This window comes from Paraburkholderia polaris (assembly GCF_012927345.1).
Lineage (GTDB): Bacteria > Pseudomonadota > Gammaproteobacteria > Burkholderiales > Burkholderiaceae > Paraburkholderia > Paraburkholderia polaris.
Window position 1 is genome coordinate 157,049 of the sequence record NZ_JABBGJ010000010.1, and the last position, 13,987, is coordinate 171,035.

12 protein-coding genes are annotated in these 13,987 nt (G+C 62.1%); 7 read left to right on the forward strand and 5 right to left on the reverse strand.

Features of this window, described 5'->3' with window-relative positions; genetic code table 11:
* Positions 1–74: 74 nt before the first annotated feature.
* Together HHL24_RS11520 and HHL24_RS11525 are read right to left on the reverse strand one after the other, a co-directional pair.
* Entirely contained in the window at positions 75–1,079 is a 1,005-nt protein-coding gene (locus HHL24_RS11520; protein WP_169485605.1) for an arabinose ABC transporter substrate-binding protein, read from the reverse strand.
* A 301-nt stretch (positions 1,080–1,380) separates the two neighbouring features.
* Positions 1,381–2,829 carry an aldehyde dehydrogenase family protein gene (locus HHL24_RS11525; RefSeq protein ID WP_169485646.1) on the reverse strand — a complete coding sequence of 483 codons (1,449 nt, stop codon included), beginning with the start codon at positions 2,827–2,829 and terminating at the stop codon, positions 1,381–1,383.
* 188 nt (positions 2,830–3,017) lie between these two features.
* Between HHL24_RS11525 and HHL24_RS11530 the strand changes: the two genes are divergently transcribed.
* Together HHL24_RS11530 and HHL24_RS11535 are read left to right on the forward strand one after the other, a co-directional pair.
* A complete protein-coding gene (locus HHL24_RS11530; protein WP_169485606.1) occupies positions 3,018–3,995 on the forward strand; it encodes a LysR family transcriptional regulator in 978 nt (325 codons plus the stop codon).
* 151 nt (positions 3,996–4,146) lie between these two features.
* Positions 4,147–4,704, forward strand: a complete 558-nt coding sequence (locus HHL24_RS11535) for a YaeQ family protein (RefSeq protein WP_169485607.1) — start codon at positions 4,147–4,149, stop codon at positions 4,702–4,704.
* Positions 4,705–4,866: 162 nt separating this feature from the next.
* On the opposite strand, the gene HHL24_RS11540 is transcribed toward HHL24_RS11535, so the two are convergent.
* On the reverse strand, positions 4,867–5,292 hold the full coding sequence (locus HHL24_RS11540; protein ID WP_169485608.1) for a VOC family protein: 426 nt from the start codon (positions 5,290–5,292) through the stop codon (positions 4,867–4,869).
* Positions 5,293–5,687: 395 nt separating this feature from the next.
* Here HHL24_RS11540 and ada point away from each other — a divergent pair, with 395 nt between their 5' ends.
* The 4 genes from ada (at position 5,688) to HHL24_RS11560 (ending at position 10,512) form a co-directional block, all read left to right on the forward strand.
* A complete protein-coding gene (ada, locus tag HHL24_RS11545; RefSeq protein WP_169485609.1) occupies positions 5,688–6,866 on the forward strand; it encodes a bifunctional DNA-binding transcriptional regulator/O6-methylguanine-DNA methyltransferase Ada in 1,179 nt (392 codons plus the stop codon).
* Complete coding sequence (locus HHL24_RS11550) at positions 6,863–7,780, forward strand: DNA-3-methyladenine glycosylase family protein (RefSeq protein ID WP_169485610.1); 918 nt, start codon at positions 6,863–6,865, stop codon at positions 7,778–7,780. Before ada ends, HHL24_RS11550 begins: the two co-directional genes overlap by 4 nt.
* A 340-nt stretch (positions 7,781–8,120) precedes the next feature.
* Positions 8,121–9,737 (forward strand): glutamate--cysteine ligase, encoded by a 1,617-nt coding sequence (gene gshA, locus HHL24_RS11555; RefSeq protein WP_169485611.1) that lies wholly within the window; start codon positions 8,121–8,123, stop codon positions 9,735–9,737.
* 274 nt (positions 9,738–10,011) lie between these two features.
* A complete protein-coding gene (locus HHL24_RS11560) occupies positions 10,012–10,512 on the forward strand; it encodes a hypothetical protein (protein WP_206002808.1) in 501 nt (166 codons plus the stop codon).
* A gap of 431 nt (positions 10,513–10,943) precedes the next feature.
* On the opposite strand, the gene HHL24_RS11565 is transcribed toward HHL24_RS11560, so the two are convergent.
* A complete protein-coding gene (locus HHL24_RS11565; RefSeq protein ID WP_169485613.1) occupies positions 10,944–12,506 on the reverse strand; it encodes a DHA2 family efflux MFS transporter permease subunit in 1,563 nt (520 codons plus the stop codon).
* 135 nt (positions 12,507–12,641) lie between these two features.
* Positions 12,642–13,184, reverse strand: coding sequence for a MarR family winged helix-turn-helix transcriptional regulator (locus HHL24_RS11570; protein ID WP_169485614.1), 543 nt, complete (start codon positions 13,182–13,184; stop codon positions 12,642–12,644).
* A 254-nt stretch (positions 13,185–13,438) separates the two neighbouring features.
* On the opposite strand from HHL24_RS11570, the gene HHL24_RS43915 reads away from it, so the two are divergent.
* Positions 13,439–13,801, forward strand: coding sequence for a hypothetical protein (locus tag HHL24_RS43915; protein WP_169485615.1), 363 nt, complete (start codon positions 13,439–13,441; stop codon positions 13,799–13,801).
* The last annotated feature ends 186 nt before the right edge of the window (positions 13,802–13,987 follow it).

Consider the following 13,987-nt stretch of genomic DNA (forward strand, 5'->3'; position numbering starts at 1 on the left):
ATCTCGCGTTGGCGTGAACATGAACGTGAGCATGAGCGTGAAAAAGGCCCGCAGCTTGCAGACTCGAATACCGCTTAAATGCCGAGCTCTTTACGCACGTCCTGCCAGTTGCTGCGCACCATCAGCTTGCCCGTGGTTTGCGTGTCGGCCGGCGGTTGCTTGCCGTCCTTGATCCAGTCCACGAGGTTCTCTGTGCTCTCCTTGCCGTGCATCGTCGAGCTCACGGCAATCGTGCCGTAGAAGCCCGTCGGTTCCTTCTTCTGGAACTCGGCGAACGCTTCGCCCGCACCGTTGATGCCGACGCCGATCACGTCCGTCGCCGGAATGTGCAGCTGCTCAGTCGCGCGAACGCCGCCCAGCACGCTTTCCTCGTTGAGCGCGAAGATCACCCACTTCTTGATGTTCGGATGCTGCGCAAGCACCGGCGACGATGCGTTGAAACCGCCTTCGTCATCGGTGGTCTTTTGCGGAGCGTCGAAGATGTTTTCCTTCTTGAAGCCGCCGGCCAACAGCGATTCCGTCGCACCGTCGGTACGCAGTTTGGCGGTCGGCAGTTCATAGTTCGTGATGCGCAGCGCGCCGACTTCTTCCGGCTTCCAGCCGCGGCGTTTCATCTCTTCAGAGATCGCGGTGCCGACCTGATTGCCGATCTTGAACGCAGACATGCCCAGATGCGGCACATTCGGCAGCGGCTTGCCAGTGGAGTCGACCAGCTGATCGTCGACGGTGACAAACTTCATGTTGTAGCGCTTCGCACGCGCCTGGATCGCCGGGCCGAGCCGCACGTCGGGTGCGCAGATCACGAAGCCTTTGGCGCCTTGCGCGCCGAGGTTATCGATTGCAGCCAGCACTTTTTCGCCGTCGGGCGTACCGATGTTGACCACCGAGAAGCCGTCCTTCTGACCGAGCGCAGTGGCGGCCTTCTGTTCGTTGATGAACCACGCCTGTTCCGGCATCTTCACGAGGAAGCCGACTTTGAGCGGCTGATCCGCATGCGCGGAGAATTGTGCGGCAAAGGGCGCGGCGAGGGCGGCGGCAGCGATCGCGGATAGCGTCAAACGGCGAAGCTTGCTGGTCATACTTGTCTCCTGTCGATCGGAGTTAGCGCTTTAGCGCTTACTCCGGTCCCATGCAACATAGTTGCTGAGGTTGGAAAGCTGCATTGGTTTCGTTTAATTGCAGCGGGGGATGCACGGCGGCGTCAGCCGGGGGGCGGACGAGCGTTCGGTGAAGCGACAGCGTGCGCCACGCAATGCGCGCTATGCAGGGCGGCGAGGTTCACGGCGGAGTGAATTGCGAGGGACAGGACAGCTTGGGCGCAGCAATGCGTAGCGCACTGAGGCGCGCGAGAAGTGGCGAAGTGAGCACGTGCCACGGCCATCAACTCGCAACGTAGGCCGTTTTCACGGCCGTCCAGAAGGCTGCATCGGTCGCGCCGTAGGCCGATGCCTTGCGACCGCCACCAGGCGTGTGATGCTCGACGGCCGTCGTCGGCAGATTGATCGTGACGAGGCCGCTCTGCACGTGACGGCGGAAATGCCGCGCGCGGCTCAGCGAGCGCGTGCAGATGCCAGCGCATAAACCGTAGACGGTGTCGTTCGCGAGATGCAGGGCGTGGTCGTAGTCGTCGGCTCTCAGCACTACGGCGAGCGGACCGAAAATCTCTTCTCGCGCGATGCGGTGCTCCGGTTCGGCGATAAAGAGCGCCGGTTCGAAAAAGTAGCCTCGTGTCGCGCGTTCAAGCTGACGGCCGCCGTGAAGCCATTGCGCGCCTTCCTGCTGACCGACGCGCATGTAGTCGAGATTGCGCTCCAACTGCGCGGCGTTGGCGAGCGGGCCGATATCCGTGCCGTGCTTGAGTGCGTGATCGACGCTGAGCTTCGCGAGCTTCGTCTGCAACGCGTCGACGAACGGCTCGAACACCGCACGTTCGACAATCAACCTTGATGCGGCCGTGCAGCGTTGGCCGGCGCAGCCATAGGCGCTGCTCAGGGCTGCCTCGACAGCGCCGTCGAGATCGGCATCAGCGAGCACCACGAACGGATTCTTGCCGCCCATTTCCAGTTGCACGCGCGCTTGCCGGGCCGCAGCGGCCTGCAAAACACGCGTGCCGGTTTCTGCCGAGCCGGTGAAGCTGATCGCCGCCACCAACGGATGCGCGGCGATCCGCGCGCCGACCTGCCGGCCGCTGCCCATCACGAGGTTGAATACGCCGGCCGGCAAACCGGCGCGACTCACGATTGACGCCAGCGCCGCCGCGCAACCCGGCGCCGATTCGGCCGGTTTGAAGACAACGCAATTGCCGTGGGCGAGGGCGGCGCCGATCTTCGCGGCGGCAATCGCCAGCGGCGCGCTCCACGGCGCGATGATGCCGATCACGCCGAGCGGTTCGCGCGTCACATCGATCTCGACACCGGCGCGCGCCGACGCCCCGGACTCGGCAAATGCGCGGAGTGCCTCGGTGGCGAAAAACTTGAAAAGTTGGCCGGCTCGCGTTGCTTCGGCCAAGGCTTCCGGCAGTGTCTTGCCGACCTCGCGGGCAAGCAGCCGGCCCACTTCGTCACGCCGCGCCAGCATCTCGCTGCCGATCGCATCGAGCGCGTCCGCGCGGCGCTGTGCCGAACCCAAGGACCATTCGCGGAAGGCCGCGCTGGCCGCTTCGATCGCAGTGTCGGTCTGCCTCGCATCGGCCCGCACGTAGTCGCCGACCGGTTCGTCCAGATCCGACGGATTGAGCGATACGCCCGTGGTCGCGCCCGTCTCCCAGCCGCCATTGATGTAATGGCGGAACGGACTGGCAACGAGCGGAACAAGCGGATCGCGATTCATCGAAGGGAGGCGCCAGCTAAGGAAACTCATGAGGAAGCTCAGAAAGTCCACGAATGGTATGAGCCGGCCCAATAACTTTCCAATCCCTTTTTAGGCCATCCCGATATCAATTTCGATATGGCATCATGGGGACTTCACGACGGCAAATCGTCCGACAGACGGCTTCATGCAGCATAAGGAGACAGTCCATGACGCGTAGCTACTCGAACTGGTTCGTGCGGGCGCGGCTTAAGACGCGACAGTTGCTGCTGCTCGCCGCAATGGAGGAGGAGGGCAACGTCCGGCGTGCCGCCGACGTGCTCGGTATGACCCAGCCCGCTGCGTCGCGGCTCCTGAAAGAGCTGGAGGACATGCTGGAGGTGAGCCTGTTCGACCGCACGCCGCATGGCATGCACGCCACCCTGTACGGCGAAGTGATGATCCGTCACGCGCGCATGGTGCTGTCGAATCTCAGCCACGCACATGACGAAATCTCGGCACTGCGCGCCGGCCTGGCCGGCCAGGTACGCATCGGTGTGATCGCAGCGGCCGCTGCGACGATGGTGCCGCGTGCCATCGCCAGCGTGAAAGAACGTTATCCCCAGTTGCAAATCTGGGCGGAAGTGGAGACGTCAGACGTCATGCTGCCGAAGCTCGCCGAGGGCGAGCTGGACATCATGATCGGCCGGGTATTGGAACGGCAAAACCAGTTCAAGGCCGAAGTCCGCTACGAACCGCTTGCCGACGAGCCGTTGTGCGTGGTGGCGCGTCCCGGCCATCCTCTCGAAATTGAAACAGGTTTGACACTGCGGGGAATCGTCAACGCCAGTTGGGTTTTGCACCCGCCGGGCAGCGTTTTGCGCCATCGCTTTGATCTGATGTTTTCGCAGATTGGACTGAATCCACCCCAAAACGTGGTCAATACCAACAATTTTCTGGCGATTTCGAGCTTATTGCTCCAAAGCGACATGTTGGCGGTTTTACCTGATGAAGTGGCGCGTCAGTACCAACAGTACGGTGTTCTCAAGCAGGTACCGATCGATTTACCGTGCAGAATGGATACATTCGGTATCATCACGCGCCAGTCGCACCTGCTTTCGCCGGCGGCCTCCGTCGTGCTGGAAGCCTTGCGGGAAGCCGCCGCCGAGGTCTATGGCACCGCTTTCGAGCCGGCAGTGGCGCGATAAATGCTTCTCCCATTGCGATAGCTGCAATTGCAGCCGACGTTCGGCTCGGGAGGAACACGCGATGTACACCAAACACGGAAAACGGCAACGAGCCGTCGACGATTCTTTTTCTGTTCGCTCCGGTGGAGCGAGCGCCTGGTTTAGTAACGGCATGGCTCTCAAATCGACGATTTACAAGGCAGAACTCCAGATCGCCAACATGGACCGGCACTACTACGCCGACCATTCCCTGACGATCGCCCGCCATCCCTCGGAAACCGACGAACGGATGATGGTCCGCGTCGCCGCCTTCGCGTTGTTCGCGCAGGAACGCCTCGAATTCTGTAAAGGCTTGTCGGACGTCGACGAACCGGATCTCTGGCAGAAGGACCTAACCGGCGCGATCGAAACCTGGATCGAAGTCGGCCAGCCGGACGAACGGCGCATTGCCAAGGCAAGCGGCCGCTCGAACGAAGTGATCGTGATCGCCTATGGCGGCCGCACGTCGGACATCTGGTGGCAAGGGGTGCGCAGCAAGGTTGAACGCATGCGCAATGTGACGGTCTGGACGCTCGGCGAAGACATCGCCGCCGCGCTCGGCTCGCTCGCAGAACGGACCATGCGTTTGCAATGCACCGTGCAGGACGGCGAAGCATGGCTCGGCAGCGCCGAGGCCGATGCGGTGAAGATCGAATGGACGGTATTGAAAACACCCGCCAAAGCTTGGTAGCGCTGGCAGTGGATACTGCCTGAGTTCGTCTACGCTTGTCTGAGCCCATCCACGCATGCATGGCTTTGGCACCCGCGAGCTGGAATGAATCTGCGTGGAAGACCGGCTATACGGCCTTCGCCAGTGCCGCGATGGTGAGCCACTTGCGCCGTCACCACGACGTCACAGCGACGTCACACGCGCGGCTTCGGGCGGCCCTTTGAGTTCGACCATGTTGCCTTCCGGGTCGAATAGATACAGCGACTGCCCAAACCCATCCGCGCCATAGCGCAACGCTGCCTCGCCCGGCCGAGCGCCGTGTTCGGCCAGATGCGCCTTGAGCGCGTCGGCGTCGAACGGGTCGACGCGCAAACACAAGTGGTCCATATTCCGCCCCGCGCCCGGCACGCCGTTTTCGGGGTGATCGAGCTTCGCGCCGACCTTCAACAGGTCGATCAGCGAGCGCCCCGCGCGCAATTGCGTCAGGCCCAGATCAAGCTGCTCCTTCTCGACGCTGCAACCGAGCACTTCGCAATAAAAACGCCGCATCTCCGGAACGTTCGCCGCCCGAATGACGATGTGATCGATCTCGCGAATGTGGATTTTCATGTCGAACGCCCCTAACTGGTTCGCAGAACGGATGACCAGCCACCAGTGTAGAAGAAAGGAAGCAGTAGCGAGAGCGGGCGATGACCCGGCCGTGAGGGACAGATCTAAAATGATCAGACGAAAAAAAGCCCGCTCTATGTGGAGCGGGCTGAATCCATATCAGGAGGAGACATGGAGGAGACAGGTACTAATATACACATGGGGTTGATGCGACGCAATAACTTTTTAAGGGAAAACCCGATATCGGGCCAAATTGTCGCAGTTTGAGGCGAAACGAGCGCCTGGCGGGGCTTGAGGCCTGCGAGGAAGCGCAATGACAGAGCAAGAACCGGGGCGTAGTGTGTCCTCATGCGGCCTACATTGGTGAGCATCGACACCGCTTTTTCGGGACCATCATGAACCGCACCGACCGTACCGATACCGGCAGCGACACCGCCGCCGGCACCACCCGCTGGAGCACCGACGCCGAGCGTTGGGAAGCCGTCACCCGCCGCGAGCCGCAGGCCGACGGCGCGTTCTTCTACGCCGTCAAAACGACGGGCGTGTTCTGCCGCCCGTCATGCGCATCGCGCCAGCCGCGCCGCGAAAATGTCGCTTTCTTCACCGACGCAAACGCCGCACGCACCGCGGGCTATCGTGATTGCAAGCGTTGCCAGCCCGGCGGCCTGCCGCGCGAGCTGGAGATCGTTAATCGCGCTTGCGCCGCGCTGGATGCCGATCCGCAGCAACGCCTCACGCTCGCGCAATTGAGCGACGCGGTGCACGTCAGCCCGTTCCACTTGCAGCGTCTGTTCAAGCGCGTGGTCGGCGTGTCGCCGCGTCAGTATCAGGCCGCGCAGCGCGGCGCCGCGTTGCGCGATGCGCTGCAGAGCGGGTCGGACGTGACGCGCGCCACGCTCGACGCCGGCTTCGGCTCGCCGTCGCGGATGTACGACAGCGCTTCGGCGGAATTGGGTATGGCGCCGTCCGCATTCCGCCGCAAAGGCGCGGGGCTTACCGTGCGTTACGCCAGCGCGCCGAGCTCCCTCGGCTTCGTGCTGGTCGCAGCAACCGATAAAGGCATCTGCAAAATCGGTTTCGGCGACGATGCCGCGATACTCGCCGACGATCTGCGCGGCGAGTTCGCCAACGCCGAGCTGGTCGAAGACACAACGCGACTCGCACCGTTCATCGCCCAGATCGACGCCTATCTGCGCGGCACGCGTCAGGACTTCGATCTGCCTTTGGATATCGCCGCCACCGCGTTCCGGCAACGTGTATGGGACGCGCTGCGGCGCATTCCCTACGGTGAGACGCGCAGCTATTCCCAGATCGCGGAAGCGGTCGGCTCACCCCGTGCCGTGCGTGCGGTGGCGAGCGCGTGCGCGACGAATCCGGTCGCGTTGGCGATTCCATGTCACCGCGTCGTGCAGAAGGGCGGAGCGCTGGCGGGGTATCGCTGGGGCCTGCCGCGCAAGGCCGCACTGCTCGACAACGAAGCCCAGCACGCAGGCGGCGTTTCGCGCGATGAGCGTGATCGCCGCGAGCATGCGGCCATTGCAGTAACCACCCCCAACCTGGACCACGCCGCGTGAGCACGCTTGACAACGTCGCAACCCTCGAACTGCCATTCAAACCACCCTTCGACTGGCCGCGCCTGCTGCGCTTTTTCGGCGGACGCGCGACGCCCGGCGTCGAAGCGGTCGAAGACGGCGCCTATCGCCGTGCGATCGATTGGGCCGGCGACAGCGGCACGCTGACCGTGCGCCTGCATCCGCGCAAGCGCTGCATCGTCGCGAACATCGACGGCCCAGCGAGCCGTCACGCCGACGCGCTCGCCGCGCCGATTGCGAGGATGTTCGACCTGCACGCCGATCCGAAGAAGATCGGCAACGAACTGGCCGCGGACCCATGGCTCGCGCCGTTGGTCGAAGCCGTGCCGGGCTTGCGCGTGCCGGGCGCGTGGTCGGGCTTCGAACTGGTGGTGCGCGCCATCGTCGGGCAGCAGGTCAGCGTGAAGGCGGCGACCACGATCATCGGGCGACTGGTGCAGCGTGCCGGCGAGCGCATCGAAGGTCATCCGCATGAGAACACCGCGTGGCGATTTCCCACGCCCGCTGCACTCGCGACTGTGGATCTGGAAAAGATCGGCATGCCGGGTAAACGCGTAGCTGCGTTGCAAGGCTTCGCGCAAGCGGTCGCTTCAGGCGACGTACCGCTCGACAGCAGCGTCGCCGATGCCGACAGCCTGCGCGCAGCGTTGCTGGCACTGCCTGGCATCGGTCCATGGACAGTCGAGTATGTGGCGATGCGTGCATGGCGTGACGCCGACGCCTGGCCCGCATGGGACCTCGTGCTGATGCAGTCGATCTGCGCGCGCGATCCGTCGCTCGTGCGGCCCACACAGCAACGCACTCGCACCGACGCGTGGCGGCCGTGGCGCGCGTATGCGGCGATGCATCTGTGGAACGAGGTGGCGGATCGGGCAGGCGCCGCGCGCGGCGGCTGAGGGCGTACGGCACTCAGGGAGCAACGCCGCAAGGACTTGCGGACCAGGGGCTGACACCCCTGCGCCGCGGCTGAGGTCATACGCTGGTCGGGAACAAGCACGGATCGCCCATCGGGCGTAATGGGTAGCATAACGAGGCGCAGGGCAGGCCGTTTTTTCGTCCTGCAATTAGGCCAGGTTGTGTCGCCCGAGGGCCAGCCGAAGCGGCCTCAAGCAGCCGCCGTGGCGAGATGTTAAAGTGCCCGCTACCCGAAAATTCCGCCGAACGTTGTCAACCGCGCAGTGCTGCATCTATGCAGTGAAGCGGTACATGGCGGCCGACAACGCCCGACTCGCATCAATGCCAAACACGACACCTTCCCGCACGAACGACGCGTTCTCGCACCGCCTGTCCGTGCTGACCTCAGGCCCGCAGCGCGACGCGCTGATACGCGGCCTGCGCGGCATCGAAAAGGAAAGCCTGCGCGTGACGCACGACGGCAAGCTTGCCTTGACGCCGCATCCGCGCGCGCTCGGTTCAGCGCTCACGCATCCGTCGCTCACCACCGACTATTCTGAAGCGTTGCTCGAACTGATTACGCCGGCCGAGAACGACGTCGCGATCACGCTGGAGAAGCTCGATATCCTGCATCGTTTCGTCTACGCCGAACTCGGCGACGAGATCTTGTGGAACAACTCGATGCCGGGCCTGCTGCCCGAAACAGACGACGGCATTCCGATCGCGGATTACGGCACGTCGAATATCGGCAAACTGAAGTACGTGTACCGCATTGGCCTGGCGCTCCGTTACGGCCGTACGATGCAGTGCATTGCGGGCATCCACTACAACTATTCGCTGAACGAAGAAGTGTGGCGGGTGTTGCATGCCGACCAGCAATCCACGGCAAACGCCGTCGATTTCCAGTCCGACCGTTACCTCGCGCTGATCCGCAATTTCCGCCGCACCAACTGGCTGCTGATGTACCTGTTCGGCGCGTCGCCGGCGCTGGATCGCCGATTCCTGCGTGATCGTAAACATACGCTCGAAACCTTCGACGCCGACACGCTGTATCGCCCGTATGCAACCAGCTTGCGCATGAGTGACCTCGGCTACTCGAACACTACTGCGCAAGCCGCGCTGCACGCCGACTACGACACGTTGCCGGGCTACCTTGACGCGCTCGCGAAGGCCGTGAGCCAGCCGTATCCCGCGTATGAGGCGATCGGCACACAGCGCAACGGCGAGTGGGTGCAGATCAACACGAACGTGCTGCAGATTGAAAACGAGTTCTATTCGACGATCCGTCCGAAGCGCGTCACGTATCCGGGCGAGCGTCCGCTGCATGCGTTGGCTGCGCGTGGCGTGCAGTATGTCGAGGTGCGTTGCATGGACATCGATCCGTTTGAGCCGACCGGCATTTCGCTGGAGACGTCGCGCTTCCTCGATGCCTACCTGCTGGTCTGCGCGCTCGACGACAGCGCGCCGCTGCCGCCGGACGCCTATGCCGAGGCGAATCAGAACTTCGGCCGCGTGACGATGGAAGGCCGCAAGCCGGGCCTCGAACTGACGCGCGACGGCAGTCCGATCGCGATGACGGATTGGTCGAACGAATTGCTCGTCAAGATCGACGCAGCCGCGGCCACACTCGACGCATTACACGGCGGCGACGCACACGCGCGCGCCGTAGCGGTTCAGCGCGCGAAACTGGCGGACGCATCGCTGACGCCGTCAGCACGTGTGCTGCAGATGATGCGCGACAAGCAGCAAAGCTTCCTTGCATTTGGCCTCGAACAAAGCGAAGCGCACGCCGCGGATTTCCGTGCGCGTCCGCTGGATGCTGCGCAGACCAGGGAATTCGCCGACCTTGCTGCGCGATCGCTTGCGGAGCAGGCCAAACTTGAACGGGAAGAGGTGGGTTCATTCGACGCATTTGTCGCGGCATATCGGGCATACACACTGAACCGGTTTAGCGTCTAAACGACGAACGTAGACCGCGTCGAAAAAAACGGCCCCGAGAGCAAATGCCGTTCAGTTAACGCTGAACGGCATTTTCATTTGTGAAGCAGGAAGCGGCCTTCAGGGCCGCTTTTTTATTGCGCACAGGTAACGTCTACGCAAAGCGATGCTAGCCGCCCAACTGTATCGGCAAAATCTCCACTCGGTTTAGCCAATCGCAAATGCGTATGAAACACCGTGCGGGGGATGCGGTCCAACATGGATGACACGCTCCAGAGAGGGAGGCTTCAACGTGATGAAAAAAGGTCTGTTGGCCGTACTGTGCCTGATGTCGGCGGCGGGGTGTTCGACGCAGGGGCAGGTCAATCCGGACGTCATGCAGATCGCGACCACGCCGTTGACGTGTTCGACCAAAGCCGAGTGTGATGTCTGGTGGCAGCGAGCGCAGACGTGGGTAGCGGGCCATTCGAAGTACAAGATCGAATCCTCGAGTGACACGCTAATTCAGACAGCGGGCCCGGACGGCGGCAAGCGTGCGCTGGCGTACCAGATCACGCGCACACCGAACCCGGACGGCACTGCAACGATTGGTTTCGCGGCGCATTGTGACGGTTCGACGGGTTGCAACCCGAACCCATGGGAGGCGGGCGCCGACTTCAAGGAATACGTACGAGGCACCGCAGCGGGCTCGCCACAGAGCGGCGAGAAACCATCGCAACCTGCGCCAACGGCGATGCACCCGGACGCGTCGGGACAATCGATCCCGGGAACGAGTGGGGAAGCGGTAACGCAGTGAGGGAGGGAAAAGCGGGGGGCATGAACAGCAAGCGGAGCGCCGACCAACCCCGCCGCGCGAAAGCGCAGCGAGAGGTTTTAAGAACGACTCTTCGGCGCGCGCAGCGCCGCCGGAAGAATGATGCCCTTGTCGCTAGCGCCGAATGTGCGAGGACACAGATTCCAGATGCACCACTACCCCCTCCAAGCTAGGGGACCCGCTTAGCAGGAGTGGTTTGAGCCGCTTTCTTTGCTTACTTTCTTTGCGGCGGCAAAGAAAGTAAGTGCCCGCCTCGCACAGGGGCGACGCTAATAGACCACTAACAAAACAAGAAAAGGCACCACCCCAAGCACACAAACACAAAACACAAAACAGCGCCCACGCAAACAATTCAACCAAAGGCCAACACCGAACGCACACCACCCAACGCCGCCGCCAAAGGCAAAAAAACCTCAATGCCCCATAGAAGCCCCCATCCCCTTCCTCGGCTTAGTAACCCAAACAAGCACAGCCAACACAAGAAACGCCGCACAAGAAATGCGGAAAAAGTCATTAGTGGCCATCATATAAGCCTGAGCCGTAACGACCTGATTGAGCTGAGCGGTGAGGCTATCACCAGAAAGCCCGAGCCCAGCCAACGCATTGGTATAAGCATTGGTATTAGCCGCATAGACATTGACCGAATCGGTCAACATCGCATGATGATAAATCGTGTCATTCTCCCAGTAAGTCGTACTAATAGCCGTCCCAATAGCCCCGGACAGCGTCCGAAAAAAGTTCGACAACCCGGAAGCACTAGCAAGCCGATCATCCGACACGCTGGACAGCGTAATCGTAGTCATCGGTACAAAGAAGCAAGCCACACCAATCCCTTGCACCAACCTCGGCCAGATCACATGATTGAACGGCACATCGAGCGTAAAAGTCGAGTTCCAGAACGACACGAACGCAAACACGATGAACGCAAAACTCGCCACCACGCGCAGGTTCAGCCGATGCATATTCTTGCCGATCATCGGCGACAAAAATAGCGCAAGAATGCCGACCGGCGCTGTCGCCAAACCGGCAAGCCCAGCGGTATACCCCATCACCGTCTGCAGCCAGAGCGGGAAAATCACCACCGACCCGAAGAACGCCATAAACCCGAACGAAATAATCACGACGCCGAGCGCGAAGTTACGATCCTTGAATAGCGAAAGATCGACGACGGGTTCCTTATCCGTCATCTCCCACACTAGCAGGAACGCAATCGACACCACCGCAATAATCGCCAGCGTGATAATGAACGTCGAGTTGAACCAGTCGCGATCCTTGCCCAGGTCGAGCACCATCTGCAGGCACGACACACCGATCACGAGCAACGCCAGGCCGACCGCATCGATACGCTGTTTGGTGACCTTGGTTTCCCGGCCGCGCAGCAGCAGGAACGCGCACACCGCCGAGAACAACCCGATCGGCACGTTGATGTAGAAGATCCACGGCCACGTGTAGTTGTCGGTGATATAGCCACCCATCACGGGCCCGAAAATCGGCGCGCAGATCACGGTCATCGCCCAGAGGCCGAGCGCGAGCCCGCGCTTTTCCGGTGGGTATGAGCGCATCAGAATCGTCTGCGAGAGCGGGACCATCGGCCCGGAGACGAGCCCTTGCAGAAGCCGGAACGCAATCAGCGACTCGAAGTTCTGCGCGAAGCCGCACAGCGCCGAGGCGATCGTGAACAGCAGAACGGACAGCGTGAACAGCCGCACCTCGCCGACGCGCCGCGCCAACCAGCCGGTCAACGGCACCGCGATCGCCGAGGCCACGGAATACGATGAGATGACCCAGGTGCCCTGACTGGTCGCCACACCAAGGCTGCCAGAAATGGTCGGCACAGCGACGTTCGCGATCGATGTGTCGAGCACTTCCATGAACGTGCCGAGCGCGAGACCGACGGTGAGCAACGCCAGCGCCCCGCCTTTGAGCGGGGCGAGTTCGGCGGCGGGTAGGGCTTCGGCGGGAGCCGTGGCAGCCATGTGTGTTTCTCCTCAGCTGGGAAAGCTTGTCGCGGCAGCTTTATTACGCCCACCGAATGGCGCGCTTACATGCCGGATCACCCTCTGCCCAGACAGACATTTTCAAACGATGGCGCTTTCAAAAGCGCCTCTTGGTTACTGCCCGCCGTGATCTGACGACGGCTCTTCGGGTGAGTCTTCCAGCGATTCCTGCGACGGTCCGAGTCCACAGCCGGCGCTTGCTCCCTCGCCGATGCCGTTCGCGATGAAACGGCCGAGCAGGTCGAGCAGGGTGGCGTGGTCGGCGGCGGAAAATCCACGCAACTGCTCGTTCAGCACGGCGGCGCCCAACCCGGGCAATTGCCGCGCGGCTTCGTGGCCCTGCGGCGTCAGCTCCAGCTTGACCATCCGGCGGTCGGCGTCGCTGCGCGTGCGCACGATAAAGCCTTTCTTTTCAAGGCGATCGAGCAGACGCGTCATCGATCCGCTGTCGTATGACATGACGCGCGACAACTCGAACGGCGTGCTCGCGCGTTGCGCGGACAACACGAGAATCACACCGATCTGCTGCGCAGTCAGTCCTAACGGTTTGACCGCACGGTCCATCCGCTCGACGAGCACATTTCGCGCTTTCGTCAGGTAATAGCCAAGACTCGATTCGAGGTGAATCTCGTCCGCTTTGTAGGGGCCGTCAGTCATCGTGTATCCGGGAACATCGCCAAGCAGAACGAATTCTAGCTGCCTAAGCAGACAAGTCAAACGGGATTTCGCGTAGCGTGAACCGCGCAAAAAACAACACCACCATCGCGCGCGAAGCAAAGTATCTTGAAATTTGATTGCATAGTCAATATTATTATAGGCAACGAGTTACGCGCGATCCGCGCCACCCGAGACCATGTTCTGACCGATTGTCTGCACGCCGCAACGGCGCCGTGCGAAAAGGATTTCCCGCGATGCTGTACCTCAAAAACACCCTTGGCGGCTTGAGCCGCTCCCTGACCGATTCCGCGCTGAGCAGCTTTCAAGGGCCGCATCGCTGGTGGAGACTGGCGTTGTTCGCTGTGCTGTTCGTGCTGCCCGGCGGATCGGTGGGAGTCGCGGTGTTTGCGTGGGTTGAACATCGGCGGGTGCAGAAGGGGGCTAAGGCCGTTCCAGCGGAATCGGCGGGGTCCTCCATTGCGGCGGCGAGTGTTGCCGCGGCTTCGAGCGCGGCGCCAAGCGCCACGGGCGCTTGCCAGGCACGCTTAGGTGCGCCGTGTCGGGCTGCAGCTGGAAAGCTGGCCCGGCAAACTACGTCATCGGATTCGCGGGTTTAATTCTTCTCTGGCAGAGCCGGCCTTCGTTGCCTGAGTGGCGTTTTTGCCGCCGCCAAAGGCCACGAAGCCGGTAACAGCACGTAACCATCCCGACACCCTAAGTAACACACCTCCGCCTTCCCCCGCATTACCCTTTCAGTTTCCCGCGCCCAAGCGGTCCCATACGCTAACATCCCGGCAGAGCCA